We start from the raw sequence: 16,344 nt of genomic DNA on the forward strand, positions 1-16,344 counted from the left end.
GGTGAAGGGACCGATGGCCGCCGGGGTGAGGTCGATCACCTTCTTGCCGTCCTTCTGGAGCAGCGCATTGTTGGTGAGGTGGGCCTTGGCGGAGGTGGCGTCGAACACCACGCCGATCTCGGCGTAATTGGGCAGGCGGCGCAGCCCCTCGATGCCCTCGTGGGTCACCGGCACGTTGAGGCGCGCCGCGCGGGCGAGGCCGTCGGAATTGGGATCGATGCCCACCATGGCCCCCATCTCCAGGTGCCGCGACGTGCGCATGATCTTGATCATCAGGTCGGTGCCGATGTTGCCCGAGCCGATGATGGCAGCTTTGATCCTGGGCGTGCTCATGCCTGCTTCTCCGAGGTGCCGAGGGTCCCGATGGAGACCTTGACCGAGCCGAGCCCGGCAATCCACGCTTCCAGCACATCGCCCGGGGCGACGGGGACCATGGGGCCGAGGGCGCCGCTCAGGACCACGTCCCCGGCCTTGAGGGGCGTGCCGAGGCGGGCGCAGGTGCGGGCAAGCCACAGCACCGCGGTGAGCGGATTGCCGAGGCAGGCCGCCCCGCCGCCGAACGACGCGGCAATAGCGTTGCGGTCGAGCACCATGCCGACGCCAGCAAGGTCCACGTCGTCCAGCCGGCGGATGGGTCCGCCCACCACGTAGACGCCGCTGGAGGCATTGTCGGCGATGGTGTCGGAGATGCGGATATCCCAGTTCTTCACCCGGCTGCCCACGATCTCTATGGCCGGGGCCACGTAGTCGATAGCTCGGCAGACCTCGGTGGGGGTGACGTCCGGCGCGGCGAGGTCCGACTTCAGGACGAAGGCGACTTCCGCCTCCGCCTTCGGTTGGAGCAGGCGGGCGAAGGGCACTTCCTCGCCGTCGCCATACTCCATGTCGGCGAACAGCACCCCAAAGTCGGGCTGGTCGACGCCGAGCTGCTTCTGCACCGCCACAGAGGTGAGGCCGATCTTGCGGCCAACCAGGCGCCGGCCGCCCTCGACGGCACGGCGAGTGTTGAGAAACTGGACCTCATAGGCGGCCTTGAGGTCGAGGCCGATGAGGTCCCGCACCGGCTCGCAGGGCACGCCCGTGCGCGCCGCGTCGGACAGCCGGTCCGCCGCTTCGATGATCTGCTCTGCACTCATCTGAAATCACCTTGAAAGAAATTCGAGCACGAGGGCGTTGAACGCCTTCCAGTGCTCCCACTGGGCCCAATGCCCGCAATTGTTGAAGACGTGCAGTTCCGACTTCGGAATGCCGGCGATGAGGCGCAGGCCCACATCCATGGGCACGAAGCGGTCGTTGCGGCCCCAGATGACCAGCGTCGGCGCCGCGATCTCGCCGAGACGCGGGCCGAAATCGGGATATTGCTTGGGATTGGCCGCAAAGCTCGCGACGAAGTTGTCCAGATGGTCCCGGCGCTTCAGCATATTGTCGAGCCGCGCCTGGAACAGGTCTTCGGTGAGATCGCCGGGATCGAAGACGAAGACATTCATCATCGCCTTCAGGTTTTCGATGGTGGGTGAGCGGTAAAGCCCATTGAGCAGCTTGATGCCTTCCGTCGGCATGGGCGTGAACGGGCTGACGCCGCCGGTGCCTCCACCCATGAGAACCAGCTTGCCCACCCGCTCGGGATGGTCGAGGGCGAAGGCCACCGCGCTGTGGCCACCCATGGAATTGCCGAGGATGTGGATGCGCCCGAGGCCGAGCGCATCGACGACGCCGGCGAGCACCCTTGCATTCAGGTTCGAGCGCGAGCCGGTGTTGACGATGGTGTCGCTCTTGCTCCAGCCGGGGCAATCCACGAGGAGCACCCGGAAGCCAGCCTCCACCAGCGGCGTGATGTTGCGGTTGAAGTTGGCCCAGCCCGAGGCGCCGGGGCCAGAGCCGTGCAGCATCACCACGGTCTCGCGGGCATCGCCGGGATCGCAGTCGTTGTAGTGGATGTTCAGCTCGCCCTCGCCTTCGCGGACACGGACGAAGCGGCTGGTTTCGGATTCGGTGAAGGGCTGGCTCATCTCACGCTTCCAGGGGGCTGACGCGACAGAAGGCGCCGTTCACGTAGATCAGGGGTTCGCCGCCCGGCGGCTCGGAGGCGTGAAGTACCTCGCACAGCAGGGCATGATGGGTGCTCTCGTCGAACACCTTGACCACGCGGCAATCGAACGTGGCGAGCGCGCCCTCCAGCACGGGGGCTCCTGAGACGCGGGCGTGCCAGCTGCCGTGCTCGAAGCGGGCGGGGCCGAACACCCCCTCCACCATGCCGGCGAACACCTTGGCGAGGTGCGCCTGGCTGGCGGCGAGCACGTTGATGCACAAGGCCCCGCTGGCGAGGATGGAGTCGGCGGCGGCCACCTTCTTGTTGACCAGCACCACCATCCGGGGCGGATCGACGGTGACCGAGCACACCGCCGTCGCGGTTAGCCCCACCGCGGTCTCGCCGTCGCGGCTGGTGATGATGGACACCCCCGATGCCAGGTGGCGCATGCCGGTGCGGTGGTCGTCCGCACTGGCGGTCGGCAGATCGCGCAGGGCTTCGTTCGACGCCCAGTCGAGGCGCTGGTTGATGTTCTGTGTCATTGGAGGGTCTCCCGGCTGCTCACGGCCGCACGCCGAACGGGTTTGCCGCCGGCATGGGATTGCCGAGCATCTGCCCGCCGAGGAGATCGCCGATGTTGTCCTGGTTCTGGGTGATGTGGTTGGCCCCCACGAGGATGTCGCGCAATTGGCGCTGCATGGGGTTGTTCAGCCAGACGCCGCGCGTCGATGTCTTCTTGAAGATCATATGGGCGGCATCGAAGCATTCGCCGCCCGTGAACTGGTTGGTGGCGAAGTGGCGCACGCGCACGTCGATGGGCACCAGCGCACCGCGCTCGGCAAAGCTCCAGGCCTCGTCGGTGTTGTGCAGGATGCGGGCGGCCGCGCCCAGGATCTTGGCGGAGGCCTCGCCCAGCCGGCCCTTGATGAAGGGGTCGTTCACCGCCGCGCCGACGGCCTGGTTCAGGTTCTGCCGCGGTTTCATATGCTCGACATAGAGGTCCACCATGCCGCGGGCCATGCCGACGATGACCGAAGAAACCGCCGCATAGAACACGTAGAAGAACGGCATCTTGTAGAGATTATCCACGTGGCCGTGGGTCTCCTCGCCGTAGGCGGCGATGACATGGCTGCGGTAGGCGGGAACGAAGGCTTCCTTCACCACCAGCTTCTTGCTGCCGGTGCCGGCAAGACCCACCACGAACCAGTCGTCAACGATCTCGAAATCGGCCTTCTGCACCCAGAAGGAGCGGAACACCTGCTCGCCATTCTCCGCCACGCGACCGCCGAGGAAGGCGCCACCCTCTGCATGGTCGCAGCCGCTGGACGTGAGCCACTCGCCCTTGAGGACATAACCGCCGTCTACCGCCGTCACGGTTCCGAACGGAGCATAGGATGACGACACCAGGCGGCTCGTGTCCTCGCCCCACAATTCGTCGCCGCAGCGCTGGTCGAGCAGGCCCACCTCGAACGGATGGACACCGAGAACCATGACGTTCCAGGCGCTGGACGGGCAGCCGCGGGCAAGCTCCATCAGCACCTTGTTGAGCACGTTGGGGCTCATCTCGTAGCCGCCCCAGCGACGCGGCTGGAGGATGCGGAAGAAGCCGGCATCCTGGAACGCCTGGATGGTGGAGGGCGGCACCATCCGGGCCTTCTCGACCGCGTCGGCCTGCTCACGCAGCCAGGGCACCATGGCCTCGGCGCGTGCGACGATCTCGGCCTCCGTGGGCGTGCAACTCGATCTATCCAACATCTTGATTCTCCTGGCGTTCCTCGCTGGGCTTCGCATGCACGCCGTCAGCGTGGCTCGGCGCTCATGACGCCGTAGCCGGCGATCCATTCGTTGATCGGGCGGTAGTAGTCGCGCTGCGCGCTGTAGCCGCCCCGCGCCGCCGCAAGCGCCGCGAACGCCGCGACCCAGGTGCGGACCTCGTGGGTGGAGCGGCCGGCTTCCTTCGAGATCTCATCGATGCTGAAGTCGTCCACGGCCGCGAGCCGGGCATCCAGCAAAAGGTCGATGAAGGCCTGATCCCACTCGGCATTGAGAGGGGTCTGCGCGGACAGGTCGGTACCGTAGATCTTGCCGGCGGCGACAGTGCGTGCCTGCCGGGCGGCGCGCGCTTCGGGGGTGGGATTGCGCCCGCAGATCAGGAATTCGCCGATGGCTTCGGGCGCCCCCTCCAAAAGCGGCACCGGAGGCTCGTGGGACAGCCCACCGGTGCCCAGCACCAGCACCCGCTTGTCGAGGGTGGCGATGAATTGCCCGACCACTTCGCCGAGGCGGCGGATCCGCCGGTAGGGCGCGAAGGGCGGCGCCACCGAATTGATGATGATGGGGATCACCGGGTAGCGCGTGAGGCTGCCGGTGAGTTCCTCCAGCGTCTGGGTGCAGCCGTGATCCACTTGCAGGCGATGGGACAGGGAGATGTCCACGTCATGATCGAGTATGAAGCGCGCCAGATCGAGCGCCAGATCGCGCTCCACCGAGAGCGGGCCAGGCAAAGTCATGTAATCGCCGACCGACTCTGCCGCCGTCGCAATGACGAAGGGCGGCATGAGATCGTAAAAAAGACCATTATAGTGATCCGGCGCGAAGATCACGATCAGCTCCGGGTCGAACGCTTCCACATCGGCGCGGGCGCGGGCCAGCACCGCGTCGACTTCGGCGATCACGTCCGGCGCGGGGTCGTTCAGGCCACGCAGAGGCGTGTGCGAAAGGCACTTGAGCTTGATGGTCATGATGGCTCCCTCGACCTTCGAAGCTTCAGGCCAACGGCAATGCGTGGCCCGCTCCTCCCTTCCCGGTCGCGTTCTTCGTTTTGAGCGGGTGTACTTTAGGAGCGCCGAAGCAGAAGAAGGAACACCAAACCATTGCGGTGTGCACCCAGTGCACAGCACTGATTCTAAATGATTTTTCGAGCGCCCCCGGAAACGCGGCTCCCCGCATGGCGGTGTCGGAATTGAGCAATCGCCTGCGTTTCGCGCGCATTGGGTGACCGCGGCTAGTACCGCCCCCCGGTGCAAGTCGCCTCGATTTTTGCGTTATGCTGGCGAAAAATGGGAGCGGAACATCATGGCGGGGGAAAGCCCCTACAAGAGCGTGCGGGGGCTGAGCCGGGGGCTTGCGCTCCTCAACGTCCTCAACCGCATCGACGGCGGAGCCAACGTGGCGCGCCTCGCGGAGCAGACGAAGTTGCACCGCACCACGGTGCAACGTCTTCTGGAGACCTTGCAGGAAGAAGGCTATGTCCGGCGCAGCAAGTCCGATGACCGATACTGCCTGAACCTTCGCGTGCGGGAACTCAGCGAAGGCTTTCGCGACGAGCACTGGATTTCCGCGCTCGCCTCGCCCCTTTTGGGGCAATTGCTCAAAGAGGTGGTCTGGCCGACGGACCTGTGCACTTTCGACGTGGATGCCATGGTGGTCCGCGAGACCACGCATCGCTTCAGCAAGCTCTCGTTTCACCGTTCCATGATCGGCCGGCGCCTGCCCATGCTCCAGACCGCGAGCGGCACGGCCTATCTGGCGTTCTGCCCACAGGAGGAGCGTGAGAGCATCATCGATTTCCTGGCCCGGCAACCGCGAATGGAATGCCGGCTGGCCCGTGACCGGCCGGCCCTGGATGATCTGCTGGCGCGCGTGGTCCAGCAGGGCTATGGCGCCAACCACATGAACTGGACGGACGAGCCGAAGATGGCCGGGATCGCGCTTCCCATCCACGGCCGGCAAGGGCTTCTGGGCTGCCTGAGCGTCGTCTATGTCGCCTCGGCCATGACCACGGCGACGGCCGCGTCGCGCTATCTGGATTCTCTTCGCAGGACAGTGAAGTCAATCGAGCGAGAGGCAACAGATATTTGAATTCTGTACCTATAAGGTAGTTCACGGGAAATATACGCGACCAGAAGCAGGCCCAGGGCGCCATTTGGATCTTTCATCGCCGCTGCGACGGCGCGGGTGACATCCCGGTTCCCCGATTTTGTGACCGCATTGGGCTTGTGACGACATCGGGAAAGCCAGCGCGAGGACGCCCCTCGATCCAGCACCACACCTTTCGAAATCCAATTGCCAGACACTAGATAAACATCTAATATGTCAGTTGTTGGAAATTAACGGATCCTGCCATGAAGACATATCGTGGAGACAGAACCATCGATGGCGTATCGGTCACGGTGGACGGGGCTCCCCTGCCGGAGCGTACCGATATCAGGGAGATAAGCCGCGACGGGTTCGAATGGACCTACGAGGGCGTCGCTCCGGCCCAGCTCGCGCTCGCCATCCTGGCCGATCATTTCGGTGCCGCCGGGCCCGCGCTGCAGCACTATGAGCGATTCATGCGCCAAGTGGTCGCCAATTTCGGCAATGAGTGGGAAATCACCAGCGCCGATATCGATACCGCCCTCACCGCCCGCGCGGCCTGAGCCTCTTCATGGCGGGCGTCTCCACGGCGTTCATCGCCACCCGCGCCGGTGCCATCGAATGCCTGCGCGCCAACCCGGAGGCCGATCCGGCGCGCGGGACCTTCGTGCTGCTGCACGGCATTCAGGGAACCGCGGCGGCCTGGGCCGAGGTGGCGGCCCATCTCGGTGGTGAACGCGCCATCTGGATGCCAAACCTGCGCGGACGCGGGCGCTCGCCCGTGCCGGACGAGCCGGGCGCCTATACCCTCGATCATTTCGCGACCGACCTTCACGCCGTGATCGAGGCCGCCGCCGGCCCGGTAACGCTGGTGGGCTGGAGCATGGGCGTGCTGGTCTCGCTCACGTACCTCGACCTTTATGGCGCGGACAAGCTCGACGCTCTGGTGCTGGCGAGCGGCACGGCCCGGCCGGGCCACGATGCCGTGTGGTTTCATGCCGACACGGCGGATGCGGTCGCCGAGGAGGCACGGGAGCGGGCCGTGCGGCTGGCTCTGACCGCCTATGCCACGCCGACGGCGGTGGCCCGGGCCTGGGCGAGCGTGCGCGCGACCGACCTGCGGGAGGCGCTTTCGCGTATCGCCCTGCCGACGCTGGTGATGCATGGTGAGCAGGACGACCAGTGCCCGCTCGCCCACGGCAGCCTCATCGCCGCGGGCATTCCCGACGCCGCGCTGGAAATCTGGCCCGCAGCGGGGCACAACCTGATGGCACATGATCCCGAACGCTTCGCGCAGAGCCTGCTGCGCCATTCTGTCCTCTCAAGCCCCGGCCGCATGAATGCGATTTAGAGCGTTTTCGAGCGGAGTGGATACCGGTTCGCGTGAAAAAAACGCGTCAACACAAGAGTCTAGAGCGATTGCCGTGAGCCAAGGCGAGCGGAAAACGCTCCAGAAGAGGATCCCGGCTCGCGCGCTGAGCAATTCCATCAAAATGCGCTCTCGTGATATCCCAGCCCTTCGCCGTCGCCCGCCTCACGAGCGGCCCGTCCACCGGAGTTCCCCATGCCGCCAGCAGGCACCAAGCGCGCCGCCGATCCCGATGCCCGCAAGACGGGCGGCTCCAAGAAGGAAGTCTCCAAGACGGGCGGCTCCCGTGCCCGGCGCGTCGGCAAGAACGTCGAGCCCGAAGACCTCACCCTGACGGATCGCGCCTATCGCCAGCTGGAGGAACTGATCTCCACGCTCCAGCTCCCGCCCGGCACGGTCCTATCCGAGTTGACGCTGGCGCAGCGGCTGAACATCGGCCGCACGCCGATCCGCGAGGCGCTCCAGCGCCTGGCGCGCGACGGCCTGGTGGTGGTGCTGGCGCGGCGCGGGGTCCTCGTTTCCGAGATCAATCTGCGCACCCAGCTCCGCCTGCTGGAAACCCGGCGCGTGCTGGAGCGGCTGATGGCCGAACTGGCCGCCGAGCGGGCCAGCGACGAGGAATGCGAACAGTTCGCGCAGATCGCCGAAGGCATGCGGGACGCCGCCGAGCGCTCGGACGGCATCGCGTTCATGCGGCTGGACCGCGCGCTCAACACCCTGGTCTCGGACGCCGCGCGCAACGAGTTCGCGAGCCGCTCCATGGGGTTGATGCACGCGCTCTCGCGCCGGTTCTGGTACCAGCATTACAAGCGCGTCGCCGATCTGCCGCTCGCCGCCCAGCTTCATGCCGATCTTGCTGCGGCGATTGCCGGGCGTGACGCCGCCCGGGCCGCCAGTGCCTCGGACAAGCTCATCGACTATATCGAATCCTTTGCCCGCAAGACGCTGGACGACTGAGGGCGGGGGCATCGCCCTCACGCCGCCGCCTGACGCGAGAACAGCACCGCCCCGCGCGATGCCGCCGCCACGTCAGGCGGCCAACTCCACGGGGCACGCTCAGGCGTGCGCCACCTCGACCTCGCCAGCGATCACACGCATCACCGCGCGGTCGGCGTAGGCCTGGGCCAGGGTGCCCTCGAAGATCATCTCGCCCCGCTCCACCACATAGAGCCGGTCGACATATTCGGGCAGATGATGGACGTTGGATTCGGCCATCAGCACCGCCTCGCCCATGGCCCGGATCGAGGCGATGCCCTCCGAGATGATCGGGATGATGGCGGGCGACAGCCCCTCGAACGGCTCATCGAGCAGCAGCAGGCTCGGGTCCAGTGCCAGAGCGCGGGCGACCGAAACCATCTTGCGCTCACCCCCCGAGAGCTGCTGCCCTCCGCGCTCCAGATACTGGCGCAGCTTGGGAAATACTTTCAGCGAGCGCTCCACCCGCTCCTCCTCCGAAAGCGGGGAGGCCCGCGTCCAGGTCGGCAACGCGATGTTCTCCGCTACCGTGAGGTCGGCATAGACGTCGGATTCCTCCGGCGAATAGCCGATGCCGAGCCGGGCGATCCTGTAGGTCGGCAGGCCCACCAGGTTCTGCCCCTTGAAGGTGATGGAACCGGCCTCCGGCTGGCGATGGCCCATGATGGTGCGGAAGGTGGTGGTCTTGCCCGCGCCATTGCGCCCGATGAGGCAGACCAGTTCGCCGGCCGAAACCGTGAGATCAAGCCCGTTGAGGATGCGGCTACCTGCGATGTCGACCTTGAGGCCGGAGATGCTGAGCATGAGCCGTTCCTTTAGTTGACGTGGGCGGGCATGAAGCTCGCCGCATCGCCCGAGGTCTTGTGCTTCACCTGCGGCGGGCGGGTCCCGACCACGGCGGAGATGAGGGCGGGATCCTTGAAGAACACCTCCGGCTTTTCATCCGCCAGCACGCGGCCGGCCTGGAGCGCGACGATGCGGTCCGAGTAGCGCGCCACCAGATCCATGTCGTGCTCAACCTGGATGATGGCACGTACCCCCGCCTTGCGGCAGGCGGCGATGAGCAGCTCCATGATGGCGTGCTTGTCGCCGGTGGAAACACCGGAGGTTGGCTCGTCGATGAGGATGAGTTCCGGCTTCAGGGCGAAGGCGCTTGCCACGTCCAGAAGCTTCTTCTCGCCCTGGGAGAGGGCGCGGGCGCGCTGGTCGAGCCGGGGACGCAGATGGAAGATGTCCGCCACCTCCTCCACCGCCTCGTTCACCTCGCGGTCGCGCACGAGGCTGCGGAGCGGGTTTGCGATGCGCTTCAACCGCGATGCGGCGGCCACCGCCAGCGTTTCGCGCACGGTGAGTTCGGGAAAGATGTTCACGAGCTGGAAGCCGCGCGCCATGCCGCGCCGGGCCAGCTCCACCGGCCCGATGCCGCCGATGTCCGTGCCTCGGAACGAGACGCGGCCGGAGGTGGGCTTCAGCAGCCCGGTGAGAACGTTCACCAGCGTGCTCTTGCCGGCGCCATTGGGGCCGACGATGGAGATGAACTCGCCATCTGCGATGGACAGCGAGATATCGGTCAGCGCATGAAAGGCGCCGTAGCTCTTGCAGACCGTGCTGGCTTCCAGAAGGGCCGTCATGGCTCAGCTCCCGCGCTTGAAGCGGTTGAGAAGGCTGCCGGCAATGCCGGACAGGCCGCTGGGGAAGAACACCACCAGCAGGATCAGCACCGCGCCCATCACCAGGCGCCAGTACTGGGTCACGGACATCACCGTATCCTGCAGGAGGACGAAGGCGAGGGAGCCGATCACCGGGCCGACGAAGGCGCCGGAGCCGCCGAGCACCGCCATGAAGACGAGGTTGCCGGACTGGGTCCAGTAGACGATCTCGGGGTCGGCAAGGCCGATGGTGATCGCCAGGATCGCGCCGCCGATGCCGCCATAGATGCCGGAGATGACATAGGCCTTTAGCCGCATGCGGGTGACCTCGACGCCGAGGTACGACGCCTTCTGCGCATTCTCGCGGATCGCCTGCAGATGCAGGCCGAAGGGCGAGCGCACGATGCGCCACATGACCAGGCCGAGCACGCCCAAAAGGCCGAGGGCATAGTAATAGAACGGCCCGGTGAGGAAGGCGGTCTTGCCACCCTCCACCTCCATGCCGAACAGCAGCGGGCGCAGCACCCGCATGCCCTGGTCGCCGCCGGTGAGGCCGTAGAACTTGTAGAGCACCGAGTGGAACAACATGCCGAAGGCCAGCGTGAGCATGCCGAAGAAGATGCGTGTGTAGCGCACGCACAGATAGCCGACCGGTAGGGCAACGGCGATCGAGACGAGGACCGACACCAAGAGGATCAGCTCGAACGACCTGATGCCGAGCTTGGAGGTCATCACCGCCGCCGTGTAGGCGCCGATGCCAAGGAACATGGCATGGCCGAAGGACAACAGCCCAGTATAGCCGAACAGCAGGTTGAACCCGAGCAGGGCGATGGCGAGCGCGAAGAACGGCACCATCAGGGTCAGCGTATAGGTGGAGGCCACGAACGGCAGGGCCGCCATCGCCGCCAGGATCACCAGAAAGGCCCACAAGCCGGACGGTCGGGCGGCCTCGGAGGCCGGGCGCGCGATGACCGCGCGCTCGACGATAGGGGGAGCGCTCATGCCATCGCCTTTCCGAACAGGCCGGCCGGACGCAGGATAAGCGCCGCGATGACGACCAGATAGATCGAGAGAATTTCAGCCTCGGGCAGCACCATGATCGCCACGGCACGGATGAGGCCGACGATCAGCGCGCCGGCGATCGCCCCGCGCATGGAGCCCAGGCCGCCGATGACCACCACGGCAAAGGCTTCGACCACCAGTTCCACCGACATTTCCAGGGAGGCGGCGGAGGCCGGCACCACCAGCGCGCCGCCCACCGTGCCGAGCATGCAGCCCACCGTGAACACCGCCGCGAAGACGCGGTTGGAATTCACGCCGAGACCTTCGGACATCTCGCGGTTTTCCGCCGTGGCGCGGATGATGCGCCCGGTGCGCGTGCGCTTGAGGAACAGGCCGAGACCGGCCGCGATGGCGATGGAGGCGACGATGACCAGCAGGTTGTAGGTCGGCACCCGCACGCCGGCGACCTGCGCCGTGCCATAGGCGAGATAGGCGTTGTCCAGCGTCCGGGGCGTCGCCCCCCACCAAAAGCGCATCACGTCCTGGAACACCAGCAGCAGGCCGAAGGTGAGCAGCAATTGGTGGCTCTCGTCACGCCGGTACACGGTGCGCAGCAGACGCTCCACCGGCAGCCCCACAAGGCCGATGGCGAGACCCGCCAGCAGCAGCACCGGCAGCACCGCAAGGCCCGGCAATCCCATGGACGTGGCGGTGGCCACGGCGGTAATGCCGAAATAGGCCCCCAGCGCGTAGAAGGAGCCGCAGGCGAGGTTGACGATCTTCTGCACGCCGAAGACGAGCTGAAGGCCGGCGGCGACGAGGAAGAGAATGGCGGCGTGGAAGACGCCGCCGAGGATCATGTCGGCGAACAGGGTCATGATGCGCCCTCAGACCGGAAGTTTCGCGGTCTTCAGCCACACCCAGAAGTCCATTCCCGGCGGCTTCTGGAGCTGCTCGGCCGAATAGGCGTTCACGGTCCGCAGGGTGGGAAAGTCGAACTTATTGTCGTTGGTCGAAAGCCCCTGATAGAACACCTGCTCGGCGATCTTGTCGGTGCGGAAGCGGCCCGGCCCGCCGAGGCTCTGCACCTCCTGCTTCGGGATGGAATCGATGATCTCGTCGAGCTTGGGCCAGCGCCCGGTCGCCTTGGCGGCGGCCTCGGTGCCCGCCTTGTAGGCGGCGAGGGCGAAATAGGCGCGGTCCGCCTCCCAGTGCGGCGCCTCCTTGTAACGGCCCATGTAATCGTCGACGAAGGCTTTTTGCAGCGCAGAGGCGTCGGGCAGCGCGAAATAGAGCGTGTTGTGCCCGAAGATGATGTTCTCCGGCATGAAGCTCTTCTTCAGCTGGTTGAGCTGCCAGCCGGCGGCGGGAAGCGCGAGGTTCACGCCCTCGAACAGGCCGGCGGCGCTGCCCTGCTTCATGAACACCGGCAGGTCGGCGAACAGCATGGAGGAGAAAATGAAGTCAGGCTTGGCGGCCTTCAGCGCGGCAATGTGCGAGGTGAGGTCCATAGTGCCGACCTTGGGCCACTGCTCGGCCACCACCTCGAATTCGACGCCTGCCCGCGTCAGGATCTGCCGGAATGCTTCCCAGTTGTTGCGGCCGTAGGAGTAGTCTGGGTTGATGCCGGCGACACGCTTGATCTTGTTTCCGAAATATTTGACCGACAGCAGCGAGGCCATGACCGCCTCGCACTCGTTGTCGGTGGAGCGGAACACGTAGCGCGCATTCGGCATCGCCTCCTTCACGCCGTCCTGCGTGGTGCCGTCCCACATGATGAGAAGCGCCTGTTCCTCCTCGGCGACGGGCGCCACGCCCATGGAGACGCCGGTGGAGATGAGACCCTGCACGCAGTCCACCTTTTCCTGAAGCACCAGGCGCCGGAAGCGCTCGATGGTGTCCTTCGGGGAGGTTTCCTCCTCGAACACCAACTCGATGGGCCGACCGGCGATGCCGCCATCCTTGTTCATGCGGTCAGCGGCCCACTGCACCGCACGGATACCGCATTCACCCACCGTGCCCATGGCTCCGGAGCGCGGGGCGAGGATGCCGATGCGCACCGGCTTGGACTGGGCGATGGCCGGGGCGTAGACGCCCGGCATGGACGCGGCGAGACTGGCAGCACCGATCCCCCGCAGCACTGAGCGGCGGCTGAGAGTCATCTGGTTTCCTCCCCCTGCGGGTCTAGCGCCCGTCATAGGACTGACATATCATAAATATGCAGATTGAATGTCTGCAAGGAGTAATTTTGACTTGGATCAATTTGGAATTGGAGAACGTCGCTCCACACGGCCAGAAAACCCATATGTTACCTGGACTTGCGAGCGATTCTGCTGCAACGCCGATCCCGCCAGATTCCTCCACATCTAATATATCTTTGGCATATTTATCGTCGTTCCAGCTTTACTCGGCTGACGGGGCGGGCGCAGGATGAGCCGGCAAAGCCGGAGGAAGACCGCCATGATCGCCGTGATTTTCGAAGTCTGGCCCGCTGAGGGGGAGCGCCAACATTATCTCGACATAGCCGCCGAGTTGCGCGCCGATCTTGAAGAGGTCGACGGCTTCATCTCGGTCGAGCGCTTCCAGAGCATCACCGATCCGGACAAGATGCTCTCGCTCTCGATTTGGCGCGACGAGGAAGCGATCCGCCAGTGGCGCACAAGGACAAACCACCGGCGCGCGCAGGCCAAGGGACGCCGGGGCGTCTTCCGTGACTACCGGCTGCGCATCGCCGAAGTTTCGCGCGACTATACCCTGACCGACCGGGCCCAGGCCCCGAACGACAGTCGGCAGGCGCATACATCCGCCGACGTTGCCATATAGACGGCGCGCGCCAGCCGAGCAGATTGGCTAAATCTGCTCGGTGAACCCCCATCTAACCTTAAGATCTAGTCGTCGAAGACAATGACGCTGCGTATGGCCGCCCCGCTCTTCAGCGCGTCGAAGCCGGCATTGATCTCGTCGAGCCTCAGATGGCCGGTAATCAGCGCGTCGAGCTTCAACCGGCCATCAAGATAGGCCCGCGCCAGCAGGGGGAAATCCCGGCGCGGGCGCGCTCCGCCATAGGAGGAGCGGCGGATGCGCTTTTCGCCCATCAGCGAGCCCCAGCGAAAGGCGACGTCCCGCGCCACGTCGATCTTGCCGAGCCAGATCACCTCACCGCCCGGACGCACCGCTTCCGCGCTCACGCGGAAAGCCGCGGGACTGCCCGCCGATTCCAGCACCACGTCCGCGCCCCGCCCCCTTGTGGCCGCGCGCGCGGCCTCGGCGGCATCCTGCCGGGAGGCATTCACCAGCGTGGTCGCCCCCATGGTCGCGGCCAGCGCCAGCTTGGCGTCGTTGAGATCCACCGCGATGATCTGTTCCGCTCCGGCCAGCCGCGCCCCCTGCACGGCCGCCAGACCCACCGCTCCGCAGCCCAGCACCATCACCGTGTCGCCATGGCGGATGGAGGCGACATTCATCGCCGCGCCAGCGCCGGTCATCACCCCGCAGCCGATGAGGCAGGCGCGGTCGAACGGCATCTCGCGCGGCACCACGATCGCCTGCTGATCCTGAACGGTGCAGTAGTCACCGAAGGCGCCGAGGAACATCAGCTGGTGCAGTGCGCGGCCATCGGCCAGCCGGGCGCGGGGCGCGCCATCGAAAGCCATCGCTTTCGGCCCCTGATCCAGATAGCCCTCGCACAGGATCGGCAGGCTGCGGTCGCAATAGAAGCAGCCCCCGCAATGGGGATTCCAAGACAACACCACATGGTCGCCCGGCGCCACGCCGCGCGCGGCGGGCCCCACCTCTTCGACGATGCCCGCCGCCTCATGGCCGAGCACGATGGGCATAGGGTTTTTAAGCCCGCCCTCGATCACCTCCAGGTCAGTGTGGCACAGCCCTGCCGCCCGGATGCGCACGCGCACGTCGTTGGCGCGCAGGGGCTCGGCCGTCACGGTCTCGATGGTGAGCGCGTGGTGCGCCTCATGCAGCACGGCGGCCCTGTAGCTCAGGCTCATTTTCCTCTCCCGGAAGCTGTCGTCCCACGTCAGCAGACGCGGCTGCGCCCGCGCCGACCCCGGAACGCCTCCTGTAGCTGACGGTGCGGGGCAGGCGCTCAACGCCCTTGCCATCTAATGTGACACTGATATGTTAGATGCATTCTTGTCGTAGGGCAACAAGGCGCACCCGGTGCCGCCCAAGGTTTCCCGCTTTCAGAATCTGACCCAGGAGGACGCCATGGAACTCTCGCTCACCCCCATGACCGAGCGACAGCGCAAATACCGCGCGACCTATCGCGAGCGTGTCGCCGGCTGGTACAATGGATGGCTGCATATCGCGGTTATCTACACGATCGGCTTCACCGCCCTCTACGTGTACATCTCGAACCTGCACGCCATTGCTTGGTGGGAGTGGATCACCGTCCCGGTCGTGTTCCTGTTCTGCAATTTCTTTGAATGGGCGCTGCATCGCTACGTCATGCACCGACCGTCACACATCCCGTTGCTGCGCGCGGTCTATAACCGCCACACGCTGATGCACCATCAGTTCTTCACCGAGGAGGAAATGCGCTTTGCGGACCATCACGACTGGCGCGTCACCTTCTTCCCGCCCTATGCGCTGGTGACGTTCACGCTGATGTCGATCCCCGGCGCCGTGGTGCTGTCCTGGCTGGTCTCGCCCAATGTCGGCTGGCTGTTCATCACCACCACGACCTCGATCTACCTGCTCTACGAGTTCATGCACTTCACGACCCATATCGACGAGAACTGGTTCGTGCGGAACATGCCCTTCATCAATACGAACCGCCGTCACCACGCCGCCCATCACAACCAGTCGATCATGATGGAGCGCAACATGAACCTGACCTTCCCGGTGATGGACTGGCTGTTCGGCACCTCCGATCTCAACCGCGGCCTGATCGGCCATCTCTTCAATGGCTACGACACGCGCTACGTAAAGCAGGACATGCGCAAGGCATCGCGCACACCCAAGCCCGCGGGCGCCATGAGCCAGCAGCCTGCCGAGTGAGCGCCCGCCCCTCGCGATCAAGGAAACTGCCATGAACGCCCTGGAGCCCAATATCGGCGCACTGGCCTGGTTCGCCCTGTTCTGGACGCTCTGCTGCATCGGCTTCCTCGTCCTCTCCGGCTCGTTCCCGCTTGGGGTGGCGAACGAGCGGGGTCGGCCCTCGAACACTGCGCTCGCCCTGTTCAACGGCGCGCTCATGGTGATCTTCACCGGGCTGACGCTGGCCTTCGGCTTTGCCGAGCTACGGCCAACCACACTGATCGTGGTGATGGGCCTCGCCTTCCTCTTCGCGCCGGTCTCGTTCGAGATCTGGCCTGAGCGCTGGCGCGACGGGCGGGCCGTGCTGGGCGTGATGGGGGTGCTGCAGCTCGGGGCCATCGCCGCCCTGTACCGGCTAGGGGCCGGGCTTGTCGCCCCGCTCGTCTAGAGCCCGAAGCACGCGAGAG

18 protein-coding genes and 1 pseudogene are annotated in these 16,344 nt (G+C 65.6%); 7 read left to right on the top strand and 12 right to left on the bottom strand.

Annotated features, from left to right (window positions below; translation table 11 throughout):
* The 6 genes and pseudogenes from FZ033_RS23300 to FZ033_RS23325 all read right to left on the bottom strand — a co-directional run.
* Nucleotides 1-333 (bottom strand): annotated as a pseudogene (locus tag FZ033_RS23300) (acetaldehyde dehydrogenase (acetylating)); the annotation flags it as partial.
* Nucleotides 330-1,136, bottom strand: coding sequence for a 2-keto-4-pentenoate hydratase (locus FZ033_RS23305; protein ID WP_149578451.1), 807 nt, complete (start codon nt 1,134-1,136; stop codon nt 330-332). The pseudogene FZ033_RS23300 and the gene FZ033_RS23305, both read right to left, overlap by 4 nt.
* Before the next feature lie 6 nt (nt 1,137-1,142).
* Nucleotides 1,143-2,009, bottom strand: a complete 867-nt coding sequence (locus tag FZ033_RS23310) for an alpha/beta fold hydrolase (protein ID WP_149578452.1) — start codon at nt 2,007-2,009, stop codon at nt 1,143-1,145.
* Nucleotide 2,010: 1 nt separating this feature from the next.
* Nucleotides 2,011-2,571: a flavin reductase family protein gene (locus tag FZ033_RS23315; protein ID WP_149578453.1), complete on the bottom strand. Its 561-nt coding sequence runs from the start codon at nt 2,569-2,571 to the stop codon at nt 2,011-2,013.
* Nucleotides 2,572-2,590: 19 nt separating this feature from the next.
* Entirely contained in the window at nt 2,591-3,784 is a 1,194-nt protein-coding gene (locus FZ033_RS23320; RefSeq protein WP_149578454.1) for an acyl-CoA dehydrogenase family protein, read from the bottom strand.
* 44 nt (nt 3,785-3,828) lie between these two features.
* Nucleotides 3,829-4,770, bottom strand: a complete 942-nt coding sequence (locus FZ033_RS23325; protein ID WP_149578455.1) for a 3-carboxyethylcatechol 2,3-dioxygenase — start codon at nt 4,768-4,770, stop codon at nt 3,829-3,831.
* A gap of 334 nt (nt 4,771-5,104) precedes the next feature.
* On the opposite strand from FZ033_RS23325, the gene FZ033_RS23330 reads away from it, so the two are divergent.
* The 4 genes from FZ033_RS23330 to FZ033_RS23345 all read left to right on the top strand — a co-directional run bounded on the left by FZ033_RS23330 (nt 5,105) and on the right by FZ033_RS23345 (nt 8,213).
* Nucleotides 5,105-5,890 carry a DNA-binding transcriptional regulator gene (locus FZ033_RS23330; protein WP_149578456.1) on the top strand — a complete coding sequence of 262 codons (786 nt, stop codon included), beginning with the start codon at nt 5,105-5,107 and terminating at the stop codon, nt 5,888-5,890.
* Between the two features lie 263 nt (nt 5,891-6,153).
* Nucleotides 6,154-6,450: a DUF6166 domain-containing protein gene (locus tag FZ033_RS23335; protein ID WP_149578457.1), complete on the top strand. Its 297-nt coding sequence runs from the start codon at nt 6,154-6,156 to the stop codon at nt 6,448-6,450.
* Between the two features lie 8 nt (nt 6,451-6,458).
* Nucleotides 6,459-7,238, top strand: a complete 780-nt coding sequence (locus tag FZ033_RS23340; RefSeq protein ID WP_149578458.1) for an alpha/beta fold hydrolase — start codon at nt 6,459-6,461, stop codon at nt 7,236-7,238.
* A gap of 213 nt (nt 7,239-7,451) precedes the next feature.
* Entirely contained in the window at nt 7,452-8,213 is a 762-nt protein-coding gene (locus tag FZ033_RS23345; RefSeq protein ID WP_149578459.1) for a GntR family transcriptional regulator, read from the top strand.
* A 99-nt stretch (nt 8,214-8,312) separates the two neighbouring features.
* Here FZ033_RS23345 and FZ033_RS23350 read toward each other — a convergent pair whose 3' ends face one another.
* Genes FZ033_RS23350 through FZ033_RS23370 form a run of 5 tightly spaced genes read right to left on the bottom strand, consistent with a single transcriptional unit; the run spans nt 8,313 to nt 13,044 of the window.
* A complete protein-coding gene (locus tag FZ033_RS23350; RefSeq protein WP_149578460.1) occupies nt 8,313-9,035 on the bottom strand; it encodes an ABC transporter ATP-binding protein in 723 nt (240 codons plus the stop codon).
* 11 nt (nt 9,036-9,046) lie between these two features.
* Nucleotides 9,047-9,862 carry an ABC transporter ATP-binding protein gene (locus tag FZ033_RS23355; protein ID WP_149578461.1) on the bottom strand — a complete coding sequence of 272 codons (816 nt, stop codon included), beginning with the start codon at nt 9,860-9,862 and terminating at the stop codon, nt 9,047-9,049.
* Nucleotides 9,863-9,865: 3 nt separating this feature from the next.
* Nucleotides 9,866-10,882 (bottom strand): branched-chain amino acid ABC transporter permease, encoded by a 1,017-nt coding sequence (locus FZ033_RS23360; protein WP_188079660.1) that lies wholly within the window; start codon nt 10,880-10,882, stop codon nt 9,866-9,868.
* Nucleotides 10,879-11,760 carry a branched-chain amino acid ABC transporter permease gene (locus FZ033_RS23365; protein ID WP_149578462.1) on the bottom strand — a complete coding sequence of 294 codons (882 nt, stop codon included), beginning with the start codon at nt 11,758-11,760 and terminating at the stop codon, nt 10,879-10,881. Before FZ033_RS23365 ends, FZ033_RS23360 begins: the two co-directional genes overlap by 4 nt.
* A gap of 9 nt (nt 11,761-11,769) precedes the next feature.
* Nucleotides 11,770-13,044: an ABC transporter substrate-binding protein gene (locus FZ033_RS23370; protein ID WP_149578463.1), complete on the bottom strand. Its 1,275-nt coding sequence runs from the start codon at nt 13,042-13,044 to the stop codon at nt 11,770-11,772.
* Nucleotides 13,045-13,342: 298 nt separating this feature from the next.
* Between FZ033_RS23370 and FZ033_RS23375 the strand changes: the two genes are divergently transcribed.
* Nucleotides 13,343-13,705, top strand: a complete 363-nt coding sequence (locus FZ033_RS23375) for an antibiotic biosynthesis monooxygenase family protein (protein WP_149578464.1) — start codon at nt 13,343-13,345, stop codon at nt 13,703-13,705.
* Nucleotides 13,706-13,770: 65 nt separating this feature from the next.
* On the opposite strand, the gene FZ033_RS23380 is transcribed toward FZ033_RS23375, so the two are convergent.
* Nucleotides 13,771-14,886, bottom strand: a complete 1,116-nt coding sequence (locus tag FZ033_RS23380) for a Zn-dependent alcohol dehydrogenase (protein ID WP_149578465.1) — start codon at nt 14,884-14,886, stop codon at nt 13,771-13,773.
* A 220-nt stretch (nt 14,887-15,106) separates the two neighbouring features.
* On the opposite strand from FZ033_RS23380, the gene FZ033_RS23385 reads away from it, so the two are divergent.
* A complete protein-coding gene (locus tag FZ033_RS23385; RefSeq protein ID WP_149578466.1) occupies nt 15,107-15,898 on the top strand; it encodes a sterol desaturase family protein in 792 nt (263 codons plus the stop codon).
* A gap of 31 nt (nt 15,899-15,929) precedes the next feature.
* Complete coding sequence (locus tag FZ033_RS23390) at nt 15,930-16,325, top strand: hypothetical protein (RefSeq protein WP_149578467.1); 396 nt, start codon at nt 15,930-15,932, stop codon at nt 16,323-16,325.
* Nucleotides 16,326-16,344: the final 19 nt, after the last annotated feature.

Source organism: Xanthobacter oligotrophicus (assembly GCF_008364685.1).
GTDB lineage: Bacteria > Pseudomonadota > Alphaproteobacteria > Rhizobiales > Xanthobacteraceae > Xanthobacter > Xanthobacter oligotrophicus.